Annotated in this window: 14 protein-coding genes and 1 pseudogene; 8 read left to right on the forward strand and 7 right to left on the reverse strand. The window is 64.4% G+C overall.

Going from position 1 to position 14,556, the window contains the following annotated elements; genetic code table 11:
- Nucleotides 1–196 precede the first annotated feature (196 nt).
- The 5 genes from ONR75_RS12260 (at nucleotide 197) to ONR75_RS12280 (ending at nucleotide 6,673) form a co-directional block, all read left to right on the forward strand.
- On the forward strand, nucleotides 197–2,485 hold the full coding sequence (locus ONR75_RS12260) for a DUF1522 domain-containing protein (protein ID WP_265082830.1): 2,289 nt from the start codon (nucleotides 197–199) through the stop codon (nucleotides 2,483–2,485).
- 485 nt (nucleotides 2,486–2,970) lie between these two features.
- Entirely contained in the window at nucleotides 2,971–5,220 is a 2,250-nt protein-coding gene (locus ONR75_RS12265) for a DUF1522 domain-containing protein (protein ID WP_265082831.1), read from the forward strand.
- A 210-nt stretch (nucleotides 5,221–5,430) separates the two neighbouring features.
- Nucleotides 5,431–5,808 carry a flagellar biosynthesis repressor FlbT gene (gene flbT, locus ONR75_RS12270; RefSeq protein WP_265082832.1) on the forward strand — a complete coding sequence of 126 codons (378 nt, stop codon included), beginning with the start codon at nucleotides 5,431–5,433 and terminating at the stop codon, nucleotides 5,806–5,808.
- A gap of 6 nt (nucleotides 5,809–5,814) precedes the next feature.
- Complete coding sequence (gene flaF / locus ONR75_RS12275; RefSeq protein ID WP_265082833.1) at nucleotides 5,815–6,207, forward strand: flagellar biosynthesis regulator FlaF; 393 nt, start codon at nucleotides 5,815–5,817, stop codon at nucleotides 6,205–6,207.
- An 85-nt stretch (nucleotides 6,208–6,292) separates the two neighbouring features.
- The gene (locus ONR75_RS12280; protein ID WP_265082834.1) at nucleotides 6,293–6,673 is read left to right on the forward strand and encodes a hypothetical protein; all 381 of its coding nucleotides are present in this window, start codon (nucleotides 6,293–6,295) and stop codon (nucleotides 6,671–6,673) included.
- A 96-nt stretch (nucleotides 6,674–6,769) separates the two neighbouring features.
- On the opposite strand, the gene ONR75_RS12285 is transcribed toward ONR75_RS12280, so the two are convergent.
- The 4 genes and pseudogenes from ONR75_RS12285 to ONR75_RS12300 form a co-directional block, all read right to left on the reverse strand.
- A complete protein-coding gene (locus ONR75_RS12285) occupies nucleotides 6,770–7,141 on the reverse strand; it encodes a hypothetical protein (protein WP_265082835.1) in 372 nt (123 codons plus the stop codon).
- 162 nt (nucleotides 7,142–7,303) lie between these two features.
- A complete protein-coding gene (locus tag ONR75_RS12290) occupies nucleotides 7,304–7,807 on the reverse strand; it encodes a hypothetical protein (RefSeq protein WP_265082836.1) in 504 nt (167 codons plus the stop codon).
- 15 nt (nucleotides 7,808–7,822) lie between these two features.
- Complete coding sequence (flgJ, locus tag ONR75_RS12295; RefSeq protein ID WP_265082837.1) at nucleotides 7,823–8,173, reverse strand: flagellar assembly peptidoglycan hydrolase FlgJ; 351 nt, start codon at nucleotides 8,171–8,173, stop codon at nucleotides 7,823–7,825.
- Nucleotides 8,173–9,292 (reverse strand): annotated as a pseudogene (locus tag ONR75_RS12300) (flagellar basal body P-ring protein FlgI). Before ONR75_RS12300 ends, flgJ begins: the two are co-directional and overlap by 1 nt.
- 319 nt (nucleotides 9,293–9,611) lie before the next feature.
- On the opposite strand from ONR75_RS12300, the gene ONR75_RS12305 reads away from it, so the two are divergent.
- Both ONR75_RS12305 and dksA read left to right on the forward strand, forming a co-directional pair.
- Nucleotides 9,612–10,022 carry a flagellar assembly protein FliX gene (locus ONR75_RS12305; protein ID WP_265082838.1) on the forward strand — a complete coding sequence of 137 codons (411 nt, stop codon included), beginning with the start codon at nucleotides 9,612–9,614 and terminating at the stop codon, nucleotides 10,020–10,022.
- A gap of 206 nt (nucleotides 10,023–10,228) precedes the next feature.
- Complete coding sequence (gene dksA, locus ONR75_RS12310) at nucleotides 10,229–10,594, forward strand: RNA polymerase-binding protein DksA (RefSeq protein ID WP_265082839.1); 366 nt, start codon at nucleotides 10,229–10,231, stop codon at nucleotides 10,592–10,594.
- An 86-nt stretch (nucleotides 10,595–10,680) separates the two neighbouring features.
- On the opposite strand, the gene ONR75_RS12315 is transcribed toward dksA, so the two are convergent.
- A complete protein-coding gene (locus ONR75_RS12315) occupies nucleotides 10,681–11,658 on the reverse strand; it encodes a DUF808 domain-containing protein (protein WP_265082840.1) in 978 nt (325 codons plus the stop codon).
- Between the two features lie 161 nt (nucleotides 11,659–11,819).
- Between ONR75_RS12315 and ONR75_RS12320 the strand changes: the two genes are divergently transcribed.
- Entirely contained in the window at nucleotides 11,820–12,599 is a 780-nt protein-coding gene (locus tag ONR75_RS12320; protein ID WP_265082841.1) for a 2-keto-4-pentenoate hydratase, read from the forward strand.
- 116 nt (nucleotides 12,600–12,715) lie between these two features.
- On the opposite strand, the gene flgH is transcribed toward ONR75_RS12320, so the two are convergent.
- Nucleotides 12,716–13,471 (reverse strand): flagellar basal body L-ring protein FlgH, encoded by a 756-nt coding sequence (flgH, locus tag ONR75_RS12325; protein WP_265082842.1) that lies wholly within the window; start codon nucleotides 13,469–13,471, stop codon nucleotides 12,716–12,718.
- Nucleotides 13,472–13,476: 5 nt separating this feature from the next.
- Nucleotides 13,477–14,547: a flagellar basal body P-ring formation chaperone FlgA gene (flgA, locus tag ONR75_RS12330; RefSeq protein ID WP_265082843.1), complete on the reverse strand. Its 1,071-nt coding sequence runs from the start codon at nucleotides 14,545–14,547 to the stop codon at nucleotides 13,477–13,479.
- Between the last annotated feature and the right edge of the window lie 9 nt (nucleotides 14,548–14,556).

Raw genomic sequence — 14,556 nt, forward strand, 5'->3', positions numbered from 1 at the left:
GCGATGCAGGGCAGGCGGGTGGTAATACAGCTCGTCGCCCGGGCGCCAAAGGCATACCGGTAATAGTACCTAGGGAGGACTACCGGGGGTATTCGTACCAACCCTGAATTTCATACACCGTTATGACCGGCGGATCAGTGTGCCCCGGCTGACCAAGAAGGTCAGCATGTAGATTAATACCAGGAAGGTATCACACATGTCAGTCGTTCTCTCATCCGCAGTCCGTCAGAACCTGCTCTCGCTGTCGGCCACCGCAGACCTGCTTTCGACCACCCAGAGCCACCTGTCCACCGGCAAGAAGGTGAACACCGCGCTCGACAATCCCACGAACTTCTTCACGGCCGCCGGCCTCGACAGCCGCGCCAGCGACATCAACAACCTGCTTGATGGCATCGGCAACGGCGTGCAGATCCTGAACGCCGCTTCGACCGGCATCTCCTCGCTGAGCAAGCTGGTCGACTCCGCCAAGTCCATCGCCAACCAGGCGCTGCAGACCACCTCGGGCTACTCCACCAAGTCGAACGTCTCCACCACCATCACCGGTGCGACGTCTGACGACCTGCGCGGCACCACCACCTACACCAACGCCTCGGCCACCGGCAACGTGCTCTATGACGGCGCCGCTGGCGGCACCACCGCCATTACCTCCGCGACCAAGCTCGGCGGCACCCAGGCGACCTTGAACGGCGCGTCGATCTCCAACAACGGTACCGGCACCCCGGCGCTGGCGACAACCACCCTCCTGTACGATGCTGCCAGCGCCACCGGCGCGCTCAGCACCAAGGCAGCAACACAGTTCACCGACGGCGCGACGCTGACGGTTAACGGCAAGACCATCACCTTCAGCCAAACCGCCGTTCCCGGCGCGGCCGCGCTTGCTTCGGGCTCCAGCCTGACCAGCACCAACGTTGTCACCGACTCCAGCGGCAACTCCACGATCTATTCCGGCGCCAGCGCGACCACCTCGACCGCCACGCTCGGCGATCTGTTGGCTGCCGTCGACGTCGCAAGCGGCGCCCAGACGGTTACGGCAATCAACGCAAGCACCAAGGTCGCAACCCTTGCTGGTACGGCGAGCTCCGTGACCGCCGGCGTGGCTCCCGCAGGTAACCTGAGCCTGAAGACCGGCACCGCGTCGCCGCTGTCGATCAGCGGCAAGGCTGACATCCTGAACGTCCTCGGTCTGACCACCTCGGTCGGCAGCGGTATCGCAACGGCAAGTGCCAACCCGGATACCGCCGCTGGCAGCCTTGGTTCGCTGGTTCAGGCCGGCTCGACCCTCAATGTCGACGGTAAGACGATCACGTTCTCGGACAAGAAGTCCACCGACGTGAACGCCATTGCCACCGGCAGCGGCAAGCCGAGCGGTGCGAAACTCACCACCGACGGCAACGGCAATTCGACCGTTTTCCTGGGTGATGCCACCGTCGCTGACCTGCTCTCCGCCATCGATCTGGCCAGCGGCACCAGCACAGCCACCATCTCCGCCTCTGTTGCCACCGTCACCACGACGGGCACGGCGTCTTCGGTCGCCACCTCCGGCGCTCTGAAGCTCTCCACCGGAACGGCCAAGGATCTCACGATCAGCGGCACCGGCAACACGCTGGCCGCGCTCGGCCTGAACGGCTCCACCGGCACCGACTCCTCGTTCACCGCATCCCGCGCGGCGAGCACCGGTGGCGTCAACGGCAAGACCCTGACCTTCGGTGCCTTCAACGGCGGCTCCGCGGTCAATGTCACCTTCGGTGACGGCACCAACGGCACCGTGAAGTCGCTCTCCGACCTCAAAACGGCACTGTCGGCCAACAACCTCGACGCCACGCTTGACTCCGCCGGCAAGCTGACGATCTCGGCGTCGAACGACTACGCGTCCTCGACTCTGGGCTCGACCGCTTCCGGTGGTGCGATCGGCGGCACGCTGACCAGCTCGCTGACCTTCTCCACCGCTTCGGCTCCCGTTGCCGACGCGACCGCACAGACCACCCGTGCGGGCCTGGTGAAGCAGTACAACGACATCCTGACGCAGATCAGCTCGACTGCCCAGGACGCTTCGTTCAACGGCGTCAACCTGCTCGGTGGCGACACCCTGAAGCTGACGTTCAACGAAACCGGCAAGTCCACCCTGAACATCCAGGGCGTCACCTTCGGCGCGACCGGCCTCGGCCTGGCCTCGTTGACGGCAGGCACGGACTTCATCGACAACTCGGCGACCAACAAGACCCTTGCCACCCTGAACACCGCCAGCACCACGCTGCGGTCCCAGGCCTCGGCTCTTGGTTCGAACCTGTCGATCGTGCAGACCCGTCAGGACTTCTCGAAGAGCCTGATCAACGTGCTGCAGACCGGCTCGTCGAACCTGACGCTCGCCGACACCAACGAGGAAGCGGCCAACAGCCAGGCGCTGTCGACCCGCCAGTCGATCGCGGTGTCCGCGCTGTCGCTCGCCAACACCTCGCAGCAGAGCGTGCTTCAGCTCCTGCGCTGATATCGTCAAAGGTACAGAACGTACCAATCGGAAAGGCGGCGGGGAAACCCCGCCGCTTTTTTGATTCGAATTGGTCGGCTCAGTTGGAAGGAGGCCGGTAACAAGGTGTTGTGCCGCGACGCGAAATGCCTGCGACCCAATCCAAAGTGGAGCTGAAGGCGACATAAAATGCCTGAGCGAAAAGCCCGAAAAGCCCAGTCTTTTCGGGCTTTTCCCGTTTTGGGGCAGGGGGCAGCCGATCTTAAGGGGGCGTTAACCATAAATTAAAGGCTGCCGGTTAACACTGAGGCTACGTAGGAAGAAGGTAGGCCGAGAATCGGCCGCGTTCGATCCGGGGCATCCGTGGCGGTGCGTCGAGATCCCTCTTCCAGTAGGGCGTCAAACATCACCGGCAGCGTCGCGGAGGCATCTTGCTGACCCGAGACGTCCCATGCGTCGTGCGACCCGAAAGGTCGCCGTCCAGCACGGATCAGGAAGGCTATCAAATGTCAGGCATCGTTCTCTCATCGTCCGTACGCCAGAACCTGCTCTCACTGCAGTCGACCGCCGATCTGCTGGCGACGACGCAGAACCGGCTCGCGAGCGGCAAGAAGGTGAACACGGCGCTCGACAATCCCACCAACTTCTTCACCGCGGCGGGCCTCGACAGCCGCGCCAGCGACATCAACAACCTGCTCGACGGCATCGGCAACGGCGTGCAGATCCTGCAGGCGGCCAATACCGGCATCACCTCGCTGAACAAGCTGGTCGATACCGCCAAATCGATCGCCAACCAGGCGCTGCAGACCACGGTCGGCTACTCCACCAAGTCGAACGTGGCCGCCACCATCACCGGCGCAACGCCCGACGACCTGCGCGGCACCACCAGCTACACCAGCGCCAATGCGGTCAGCAAAGTCATCACCGACGGCACCGCCGGCGGCGCAAATCCGATTACGGGCGCGACGACCCTCGGCGCCACCTCGGCTTCGCTCGCGGGCATTGCGGCGCCGAACGGCGCCGGCACCGCGGCGTCACTGGCCATGGGCCTCACGCTGATTGGAACGCCGAGCGCTTCGACGATCGCCGGCACTGCAGCGCCGATCGATGGCGACACGTTGACCGTCAACGGCAAGACCATCACCTTCCGCTCGGGCTCCGCCGCCTCCGCTGTGCTGCCGGCCGGATCGGGCCTCGCCGGCAACGTCATCACGGACGGCAACGGCAACTCTACCGTCTATCTCGGCACCACCGCGGCGCCTGCCGCCACGGTCCAGAACCTGGCCGATGCCATCGACCTCGCCAGCGGCGTCAAGAAAGCCTCGATCGCCAACGGCGTTGCGACGATCGCGCATTCGTCCGGCACCGACGCCGCGATTGCCTCTGGCATCCTGACCTTGACCACCGGCACCGGCTCCGACCTCAGCGTCAGCGGCAAGGCCGATCTGCTCAACGGCCTCGGTCTGACCACCGGCACCGGCTCCGGTCCGGCCACAGTGACAAAGGGCCGCACCATCGATGCCAACGCGCTCGGCACCCTGGTGCAGGATGGTTCGACGCTGAACGTCAACGGCAAGACCATCACCTTCAAGAATGCCACCGCTCCGGCCACCCCGCCGGCCGGTTCCGGCGTGCTGAACGGTGTCGTGACCGACGGCAGCGGCAATTCGACGGTCTACCTGCAGGGCGGCACGGTGGCCGACGTGCTCACTGCGATCGACATCGCGACCGGCGCACAGGGCACCACGATTTCTGCGGGCGGCGCCCTGACGCTGAAGGCCGGCACCGGCGTGCCGTCGCAGGTCGTCGCCGGTGCGCTGAAGATCAGCACCGGCACCACCGCCGACCTCAGCATTTCCGGCACCGGCAACGCGCTGGTGTCGCTGGGCCTGGCCGGCAACACCGGCACCAACACCACCTTCACCGCAACCCGCGCCGCCGGCATCGGCGGCATCAGCGGCACCACGCTCAGCTTCACGTCCTTCAAGGGCGGCACGCCGGTCAACATCACCTTCGGCGACGGCACCAACGGCACCGTCAAGACGCTGGCGCAGCTCAACGTCGCGCTGCTCGCCAACAACATGAACGCGACACTCGACGCCACCGGCAAGCTGACCATCTCGGCCGGTAACGACTACGCATCGTCCACGCTCGGCTCGACGCTGGACGGCGGCGTGATGGGCGGCTCCATCGGCTCGGCGATCACCTTCACCGTGCCGAATCCGCCGGTTGCCGACCTCAACTCGCAGGCGACACGCGCCAACCTGGTGAAGCAGTACAACGACATCATTGCGCAGATCACCACCACCTCGCAGGACGCCTCGTTCAACGGCGTCAATCTGCTGGCCGGCGATACGCTGAAGCTGGTGTTCAACGAAACCGGCAAGTCGACTCTCAACATCACCGGCACTGCGCTGACCCCCGCCGGCCTCGGCCTGCCGACGCTGGTCCCCGGCACCAGCTTCATCGACAACGCCGCAGCCAACTCCACACTGACGTCACTCAACGCCGCCAGCACCACGCTGCGCTCGATCGCCTCGTCGCTGGGATCGAATCTGTCGATCGTGCAGATCCGCCAGGACTTCGCCAAAAACCTGATCACCGTGCTGTCGACCGGTTCGTCCAACCTGACGCTGGCCGACACCAACGAGGAAGCGGCCAACAGCCAGGCGCTGTCGACCCGCCAGTCGATCGCGGTGTCAGCGCTGGCGCTGGCCAACCAGTCGCAGCAGAGCGTCCTCAAGCTGCTGCAGTAAGCCTTCAGACCGCTTCGCAGCAACGGGCGGCGAGGGCGACCTTGCCGCTCACTTTCGTCAGGGGGCGCCGATACGCGAGAGAGTGGCGGTTTTTTCGGTCAAGACCGATCTTTAGGCTGGATCGTTGCGGCAAGGCTGCGCATAACATGCTGCCGACGATCATTTGCCGAATTGCGGTTCCCGGATTCGGCGCAGCACAGGGAGACCGGTATGGCCTTGCGAGTTGAGTTGAAGCCGTTCGAACGGATCATCATCGGCCAGAGCGTTATCACCAATTCCGACGCGCGCACGGCGTTTCTGATTGACGGCGACGCACCCATCCTGCGCGAGAAAGATATCCTCACCGCAGAGACCGCCAACACGCCGGTGAAGCGCATCTATCTCTGCGTCCAGATGATGTATCTCGAAAACGACATTCCCGGTTATCAGGACCTTTACCTTGGCTTTATCAAGGAACTGATCGACGCGGTGCCGAGCTACAGAGAGCCGATTGAATCGGTGAGTAATCTAATTTTAAGCGGCGCCCTTTACAAAGCGCTAAGGGAACTGCGCCCACTAATGAAGCGCGAAGAAGAGTTGTTGAGGTAGTAGTACATGTCCTACGGTGCTCAGGCTTACGCGCGGACCGCACAGAAGGTTGCAACTCCCCGCGATATCGAAGCGCAGGCGCTGTTCAAGGCGGTACGAAAACTCCAGGAAGTCATCGATCGCTGGGAAGAGACAGACGAGGGTCTCATCGACGCGCTGATGTTCAATCGCAAGCTGTGGTCGATCTTCGTTTCCGATGCGATCAGCGACCAGAATCCCGAGAAGGTCGAAATTCGCCAGAACATCGCCAACATCGGCATCTTCGTGCTGACGCAGTGTGCCGCGCTGCAGCTCAAGCCGGAAGTCGACAAGCTGCAGGCGCTGATCGACATCAACCGCAATATCGCCGCTGGCCTCAGCGGCAATCCGGGAACGATCAGCCCGCCGCTGGCGCCGTAACCGATCGTTAACTCCTGCCCGTCCTAATGCCATCAGAAATATCCTGAAACGATTCTTGGAATCGTCAGGAGCAGGTGAGGCAGATATGGCGGACGTTCTCGGCATTCTTTCTGCGGCCTACAGGAAGACCGCACCCGTCACAGCAGGCAAATACGTTGCCGTTGACCCGAACGCTTACAAGGGCGGCTGGGAGGGCAAGTATTCGAACGGCAAGTCGTTCAAGGTCGATGTATCCCAGATCTCGGGATTCCGCGCTCAGGTGAAGTATGAGAGTGCCGGGACGGTCAAGTATCAGCAGGTGCTGATCAAGGACGATACATTCCGCGTCGGCGACACCAAGTTCACGCTCAGCAAGACCAAGAAGGGCGACATCGTTCCGAACAAGGCGATCATCAAGAATGTGGTGACCGATGCTGCGACAGGAACAACCTTTCTGGATACGGCCACCGCGGTCCGCACGGGTTAACAGCCAGCCAGGCGCTGCGGTCGGGCGCGATGCGGTCTTCGGCGGCACGGTGCTGAATACCGTCTATGTCACCAAATCATAATCGAAAAATTTGACTTACGCTTTGCGATCGGTTTCTAGCCGTCGATCGATCCTGACCGTGTCGAGTGCGCGCAGATAGGCGCGGGTTCGCAGTCGCGATTCTTCGGGAAATTGGTTGATGATCTGGTTGGTCTTCTTGTCGACTGAGACGTAGACGACCTCCGCCGCAGCTTGGTCTATGACCACTCTGCGCGAAATACGGTCGGCATCGGCCTGCTGGTAGTTGGCGGGCGACAGCGCGGGATGCGGCAATGCATCCGTTGCGGTGACCGCCTTGTCGGGGGGCAGTTGAGTCGGCACCGCCGCCCGCGCCGCTTCTGGCTCGGGTCTGATGATCGGTGCAGCAACCGGCGCCCCCACCGGTTTAATATTGAAATCGGCTCCCATGGCAGCCTCCTGGCCTCCACTAGATGAATCCCGACCCTTCCCGTTGATGATTATGCATATGCCCTGTGAATCCGTTGCTTATATCTGTCCGGCAATTTGATTCAAAAGCGGGCGATACCGGATGCCCGACGGCGTCCCGTCTGCAAGCCGGAATGTACGCGGTCAGAGCGACCGGTTGATCGCGATCGGCGTCATGTTGCGCGGGCCGGGCTGCACGCGCATTCCGCTGGATCCGTAGGTCTGCGGAATATTGCGCTTCTGCATCTCGGTGTTGACGCCGCGCACGATGCCCTCCGACACCGCATGGGCTGTGGCGAGCACGGTCAGGTTGACCTGCAGCATCGAGCGGAACACGTCGTGATGATGATGCAGCGCGGACAGCAGGTCAGGCGTTCCCTGCGCGAGATATTTCTGGCTGCCCTTGAGCACTCCGATCATCGCGATGTAGCGACGCGACAGCTCGGTCTTGTTGGGCTCGAGCAGGATCGCCTCGCGGACCTTGCCGGCACGGACCAACTCCGTTTCCCGTTCCACCACCGCCAGCAGATTATTCATGACGTCGATCAACGCCGTGGCCAGCTTGCGGGCCTCGGCGGGTGTCGACGCCGGCTGCGGCGCTGCGACCACGGGATCGGGAGCGGATTGGCGTTGCTGGGCATGGTTCATGGGAGGTCCTCTGCGTCAGGCGGAGCGATTGGCTTGCTGAAGAATGAGCGTGCGATAGACATCGTTGGAGACGCCGATGCCGCCCGCCTTGGCGAACGACTTGGAATATTGCTCGGTCAGCATCGAGCGCCACACACCGGTGCCGACGGTGTCGCCGAACGGGCCGTCCCCCTTCACGCTGGAGGTCATCTGCGAGAACATCGAGTTCAGGAACATCGCCTCGAAATCCTCGGCCGAGGCCTTGGCTTTCTTCTGCGCGGCGGGCGACACCTTGGTGAGCGCGTCGGCGAGCTGGGTGTCCGGGCGACCGTTGAGCAGCGGCATGGTGGTCTTGCCGGTGGCGCTATGGATGTTGCTTGCGATCATCACATCACCTCGATGTCGGCCTGGATGGCGCCGGCGGCCTTGATGGCCTGCAGGATGCCGATCAGGTCGCGGGGGCCGATGCCGAGGCCGTTGAGGCCGTCGACGAGCTGCTGCAGCGAGACGCCGTCCTTGACCAGCGCGAATTTCTTGCCGTCCTCGGTGACGCCGACGCGGGTGTTGGGCGTGACGACGGTCCGTCCATTGGACAGCGGGTTGGGCTGGCTGACCTGCGGGCTTTCCGAGATCGTCACGGTGAGGTTGCCCTGCGACACCGCCACCGTGGCGACGCGGACGTCGCGGCCCATGACGATGATGCCGGAACGCTCGTCGATGATGATCTTCGCGGCGAGATCGGGCTCGACCTGCAGCTGCTCGATCTCGGTGAGCATGGCCACGACGTTGCCTTTGAATTCCGGCGGGATCAGCAGCTGCACGGTCGAAGGATCGATCGGCTCGGCGGTCTTGGATCCCAGGAAGTCGTTGACCGCGGCGGCGATCCGCTTGGCCGTGGTGAAGTCCGGGTTGCGCAGCGCCAGCCGCACGGTGGGCAGGCGGTTGAGGGCGAATTCGATCTCGCGCTCGATAATGGCGCCGTTGGCGATGCGGCCGACGGTGGGCACGCCGCGGGTGATGCTGGCGGCCGCGCCTTCGGCCTGGAAGCCATTGATGGCCACGGAGCCCTGGCCGACGGCGTAGACGTTGCCGTCGGCGCCGAGCAGGGGTGACGAGCAGGGTGCCGCCGGTCAGGTTCTTGGCGTCGCCCAGCGCCGACACGGTGACGTCCATGCGGGTCCCCTGGGTGCCGAACGGCGGCAGGTTACCGGTGACCATGACGGCGGCGACGTTGCCGGTGCGGATGGTGGCGCCGCGGATGTTGACGCCCATCCGCTCCAGCATCGCCTGCAGCGACTGCTTGGTGAAAGGGATGTTGTTGAGGGTGTCGCCGGTGCCGTTGAGGCCGACCACGAGGCCGTAGCCGATCAGCTGGTTCTGGCGGACGCCTTCGATGTTGGCGAGATCCTTGATCCGCGAGGTCGCGCCCGCGGAGGCGGCCGATAACGCCAGCGCCAACAGCGCCGCGCTGACCACCTGACAGATTCTCGCACCTAAACTCGACATCCCCGCTCCCCGCTGAGGTTCTGGCCGGATCGCGCATCACTCCCATGACGATGATCCGACAAGACCTATGCGAGCGCCGTGCCACTGGCGGAGCGTGTTCAATCTATTGATTTAATGAGAGAAAAATTTATGGAGGGGCAGGGTGCCCGGGCGCGGGCACGGCGAAACTGCCGCTGGCGGCAGATTTTGCCGAGCCATTTACGATTGATTAACCATAAAAGACGACCTTGCTGCTGAGGGTCTCTCTACGCCTTGGTGCTCATCATCGGGACGGCGAGCCCCGGGCCGAACCGGCCATCAGATTTCGCGAGACACGCTTATGCGCATCTACGGACCCAACGGAACCACGCTTGGCACCCCTGCGGCGGGTGCGCGGAAGGCCAGCTCGAGCAGCTTTTCCCTGCCGGAGGCCACCAGCACCTCGGATACGCGCCCCGCGGTGGCGCCGAAGGCCACCACCGGTCTCGATGCGCTTCTGGCCATGCAGGAGGTCGAGGACCCCACCGAGCGGCGCAAGCGCTCGGTGAAACGCGGTCGCGGCGCGCTGGATGTCCTCGACGATCTCAAGCTCGGCCTGCTGTCGGGCTCGTTCAATCCATCCACCGTGGCCCGGCTACGGCTGGCGGCGGCCGATCTCAAGGCTTCTTCCGGCGATCCCGGTCTCGATGCGGTGCTGTCGGAGATCGAACTGCGGGTGGAAGTCGAACTCGCCAAGGCCGGACCGGCCTGACCGCCGGCTATGGCGTTGCGGCCTGCCGGCCGGTTCCGGCAGGAAACCGGTGGGAGGTGGTGGCGCGCCTTGCAACCGATATTGTCTGTCACATATCGCCACTATATAAGCTGCGGCGCGGCCGGTATTTCCGGCGCCTTGCACGGACAGATGGATTGGCCTTGGACAAGTTGAAAAACTATCGCCCCTCCGAAAAAGAACCCTTCATGAATGATCGGCAGCGCGACTACTTTCGCGCGAAGCTGCTGGCCTGGAAAGATGAGATCCTGCGCGAATCGAAGGTGACGCTGCAGACGCTGCAGGAAGAGAACGTCAATCACCCCGACCTCGCAGATCGCGCTTCGTCGGAAACCGACCGCGCCATCGAGCTGCGCGCCCGCGACCGCCAGCGCAAGCTGATCTCCAAGATCGACGCGGCGATCCAGCGTATCGACGAGAATACCTACGGCTATTGCGAGGAGACCGGTGAGCCGATCTCGCTGAAGCGGCTGGAGGCTCGTCCGATCGCCACGCTCTCGGTGGAAGCGCAGGAGCGCCACGAGAAGCGCGAGAAGGTCTATCGCGACGAATAGGTGTTCGAGATTGCAAGGCCGCCCGATGGAGCGGCCTTATTTCTGGGATCGCGAGATCGGTGGCAGCGCGGTGATGCCTGGCGCGGTTAGCGCAGGCCGCGCAGCCGCGTCCACACCGGTTCCACCACATAGGTGGCCACCGGCATCAGCGCCGCGCCGAGCAGCAGGCCGAAGACGCCGGATCCTGCCGCGCTCACAATCCAGGCAACCGCCCCGGAGATCGCCGGCACCGCCTTCGCCGCCAGCGCTGCGATGCCGTCGATGCCGTGTGCGATCTGCGGCAGCCCGTAGTCGGCCAGACCGTGCACGACGATGCCGCCGCCGACCCAGATCATCGCGGCCGTGCCGACCACGCCCAGGACGCGCAGGAAGTAGGGCATGCCCAGCACCAGCAGGCGGCCGGACGCGGCCTTGAAGCGGCCCCATCCCGATGTGCGATCGCTCTTCGCCAGCGCCAGGCCGACATCGTCCGCCTTCACGATCAGCGCGACGCCGCCATAGACGACGACGGTGATGAAGATGCCGACAAGGGCGAGGACGATCGCGCGGGTCAGGAACGGTCCCGCCGGGATCGCCGCCAGGGTGATTGCCATGATTTCCGCCGACAGGATGAAATCGGTCTTGATGGCGCTGGCGACCTTGTCGTTTTCCATCGTCGTCGCATCGACCGCGAGAGTGCGCACCGCATCGGCGTGCGGCGTCTCGTGGGGCATGACGGCTTCGGACACTTTTTGAGCGCCCTCGAAGCACAGATAGGCGCCGCCGATCATCAGCAGCGGCGTGATCGCCCATGGCGCGAACAGGCTCAGCAGCAGCGCAGCCGGCAGAAGGAACAGCAGCTTGTTGCGCAGCGAGCCGACGGCGATCTTTCGGACGATCGGCAGTTCGCGCGAGGCGTCGAAACCCACCACATAGCGCGGCGTCACCGCTGCGTCGTCGATCACCACGCCGGCCGCCTTGGCGCCGGCCTTGGCGGCCTGCCCGGCAATATCGTCGACCGAGGCGGCGGCTACTTTCGCGAGGCCGGCGATATCGTCGAGAAGGGCGATCAGTCCAATACTCATGGCGGCCTCTGCTGCGGTCATCGTCGCTGCACTGCGAGACCGGGACCGGCGTGACTTAGACCGCGGCCGATGCGATGGAAACCTTGCAGGCTGTCCATCTTGTCGCAGCCGCGGCATTCTGGATAGGTTGCGCCGCATCTGCCGCGCACTGGAACCCACCGATGACCGATATCTCTGCAGCGACCATCATTGCCGATGCCCGACGGGCGCGCGTGCCGTTGCATGCGCTGGGTGCCGATGCGCCGCACGACGAGGCCGAGGGCTATCGCGTCCAGGACGCCGTGCATCAGCAGCTGGCGGCGGAACTCGGCCGCCTGGCAGGCCACAAGATCGGCTGCACCAGTGCCGTGATGCAAAGCTATCTCGGCATTCCGCACCCCTGCGCGGGTGGCATCTTCGCGAGCGGCGTGCACCTCGACGGTGCCAGCCTGCGCCATGGCGACTACGTTCGTGTCGGCGTCGAATGCGAGATCGCGGTGCGGCTCGCGCGCGACGTGGCAGCCCACGCCGCACCCCATACGGCGCAGACCATCGTCGATGCCATCGACGCCTATCTGCCGGCCATCGAGCTCGTCGACGACCGCTATGCCGACTGGAGCAGCCTGGGCGCGCCAACGCTGATCGCCGATGACTTCTTCGCCGCCGGCTGCGTGCTCGGCGCGCCGGTGCCGCGCGGGGCGCTGCCGGACCTGCTATCGGTCGTCGGCCGCGCGGTTATCAATGGGCAGGAGGTCGGGCGCGGCAGCGGCGCCGACGTGCTCGGCCATCCGCACAACGCGCTCGCGTGGCTCGCCAACCATCTCGCCGCGCAGGGCAAAAGTCTGCGCGCCGGCGAGATCGTTCTGACCGGCAGTCTGGTGCAGACCGTGTGGCTCAACGCCGGAGACGCGGCGGTGATGGAGATGTCGGGCCTGGGCAACGTGGCAGTGGAATTCAGATAACCTGAAACGCCTGCAGAACGTCGAAGGCCTTCCGTCAGGGGAGCTGACGGAAGGCCTTCGCGTAGAACACTTCACGGCGTGGGAGCGCTGGGCGAAGTGTGGGAGCTCTGAAGGATTTAGAACGGCAGCAGGACGTCCATCACTTGCTGGCCGTAGCGCGGCTGCTGTACGTCGGAGAGTTGGCCGCGGCCGCCATAGGCAATGCGGGCCTGTGCAATCTTGGCGCTGTCGATGGTGTTGTCGCTCTGGATGTCTTCCGGGCGCACGATGCCGGCGACGATCAATTCGCGGATTTCGAGGTTGACGCGGATTTCCTGCTTGCCTTCGACCACCAGATTGCCGTTCGGCAGCAACTGCGTGACCACGGCAGCGACTGATGTCTGCAGGTTTTCCTGGCGCGCGACCGAGCCCTTGCCGTCGCTCGACGAGGTGGAATCCGCGGTCAGCAGCCGGCCTGGCAGCACCTGCGATGCCGTCGTACCCAGTAGCTTGCTGCCGGCGAAATCGGTGATGCCGGAGTCTTCCTTGTTGGTGCGGCTGCGCTGGGTCTCGTTGGCGATATTGGCCTTGTCGGTGAAGTTCACGGTGATGGTGAGAATATCGCCGATCTGACGCGCGCGCTGGTCCTTGAAGAAGGCGCGCGAGCCGCTGCGCCATAACGAATTGGCGTTGTACGACGCGACTTCGGGCTTCGGCATCGGCATCTGCACCGGCTTGTAGCCGGGCTGCGCCGTCGGGTTTTCAATCGCGGTCAACTTTGGCGTTTCACCGATCGCCGACAGGCGGTCGATCGACGAGCAGCCGCTGGCGAGGCTTCCCGTCACCAGCAACGCGGCGGTCAGGAAGGAGCGGTTGAGGGCGAACTTGAACATGAACTTTACTCAGCTTTTCGAGAAACAGACGCGGGTTCGTTGATGGCAACGGCGACCGGGGCCGCGGCCTGGGAGACCTTGTCGGGCGCGGCGGTCTCCGGCGGCAGCCGTGGCGTCGGCGCCGACACCGCGACCTGACCGCGACCGACCACCACGCCGGAAACCGTGCGCTTGGATTGCAGGTTGAGCACGTTGACGACGTCGCCCTCGGTCCCGCCTTCCAGCGCCTTGCCGCGGATGGTGAGATAGAGCCCCGCGGATTCGTAGACCAGCGTCACCGCCTGGTCGCGCTGCACGAGGTCCGGCTTGACGAGATCGGAACTGCGCAGCGCCTGGCCGACGCGCAGTTGCCGCCGCGCCTGCATGCCGACGGCGCGGTCGCGGCTGGCAACGTCGTTGCCGACCTCGGCCTTGGGGCGCCGTTCAATGATCACGTCGGAGGATTTGAGCACTTCGTTGCGCTCGACGCCGCGCGCCAGTACGGCGGCCTCGACGGTTTCCACAGCCATGCCGGTGAAGCGCAGCCGGGTCGCCGCACCGCTTTCGTTGGCGATCGAGAAGGTCACGTCGAAGCGGCCGCTGCGCGGATCGAAACGTGTGGAGACCGGCAGAAAGGCACCGCTGTTGGCGGCGTCGAGCTGCAGGGCTGCGACCTCGCGGTCGAAGGTGAGGGTGAGGTTGGCGGCGTCGCCGAGGCCGTTGCGGTGTTCGAGCGCCTGGGCGACCTGGTTCTCGATGTCCTTGCTCTCGATGTTGCGCGACAGCCGGGTAATGGAAACTTCGCGAATGTCCCTGGTGTCGACGCCGATCACCTGGTGCGCGCGCAGCGCGGCGATCACCTGCGCGGTGGTCAGCTTGCCGGTGGTGCCGAGGTCGGGGGAGCGATAGATTCCGATCTGCGCCGCCGGGCCGGCATTGTCGATCACGTCGCCGATGCGCACGATGTCGCCGGATACGCTGACGCTGGCGCGCAGCACCGGCGGGGCGATGATCTCGTCCCGGGTTTGGCCGAGCGCGGAATGTGCACCGCCGGCGAGGAGGGCGGTGGCGAACAGGAGCGAACGAAGCGTCTTCATGGTCAGCTC

This window comes from Rhodopseudomonas sp. P2A-2r (genome assembly GCF_026015985.1).
In the GTDB taxonomy this organism is placed as follows: domain Bacteria; phylum Pseudomonadota; class Alphaproteobacteria; order Rhizobiales; family Xanthobacteraceae; genus Tardiphaga.

Coding starts and splice junctions, on each gene's coding strand:
- ONR75_RS12260 (WP_265082830.1), top strand. CDS start 197: ATGTCAGTCGTTCTCTCATCCGCAGTCCGTCAGAACCTGCTCTCGCTG.
- ONR75_RS12265 (WP_265082831.1), top strand. CDS start 2,971: ATGTCAGGCATCGTTCTCTCATCGTCCGTACGCCAGAACCTGCTCTCA.
- flbT (WP_265082832.1), top strand. CDS start 5,431: ATGGCCTTGCGAGTTGAGTTGAAGCCGTTCGAACGGATCATCATCGGC.
- flaF (WP_265082833.1), top strand. CDS start 5,815: ATGTCCTACGGTGCTCAGGCTTACGCGCGGACCGCACAGAAGGTTGCA.
- ONR75_RS12280 (WP_265082834.1), top strand. CDS start 6,293: ATGGCGGACGTTCTCGGCATTCTTTCTGCGGCCTACAGGAAGACCGCA.
- ONR75_RS12285 (WP_265082835.1), bottom strand. CDS start 7,141: ATGGGAGCCGATTTCAATATTAAACCGGTGGGGGCGCCGGTTGCTGCA.
- ONR75_RS12290 (WP_265082836.1), bottom strand. CDS start 7,807: ATGAACCATGCCCAGCAACGCCAATCCGCTCCCGATCCCGTGGTCGCA.
- flgJ (WP_265082837.1), bottom strand. CDS start 8,173: ATGATCGCAAGCAACATCCATAGCGCCACCGGCAAGACCACCATGCCG.
- ONR75_RS12305 (WP_265082838.1), top strand. CDS start 9,612: ATGCGCATCTACGGACCCAACGGAACCACGCTTGGCACCCCTGCGGCG.
- dksA (WP_265082839.1), top strand. CDS start 10,229: ATGAATGATCGGCAGCGCGACTACTTTCGCGCGAAGCTGCTGGCCTGG.
- ONR75_RS12315 (WP_265082840.1), bottom strand. CDS start 11,658: ATGAGTATTGGACTGATCGCCCTTCTCGACGATATCGCCGGCCTCGCG.
- ONR75_RS12320 (WP_265082841.1), top strand. CDS start 11,820: ATGACCGATATCTCTGCAGCGACCATCATTGCCGATGCCCGACGGGCG.
- flgH (WP_265082842.1), bottom strand. CDS start 13,471: ATGTTCAAGTTCGCCCTCAACCGCTCCTTCCTGACCGCCGCGTTGCTG.
- flgA (WP_265082843.1), bottom strand. CDS start 14,547: ATGAAGACGCTTCGTTCGCTCCTGTTCGCCACCGCCCTCCTCGCCGGC.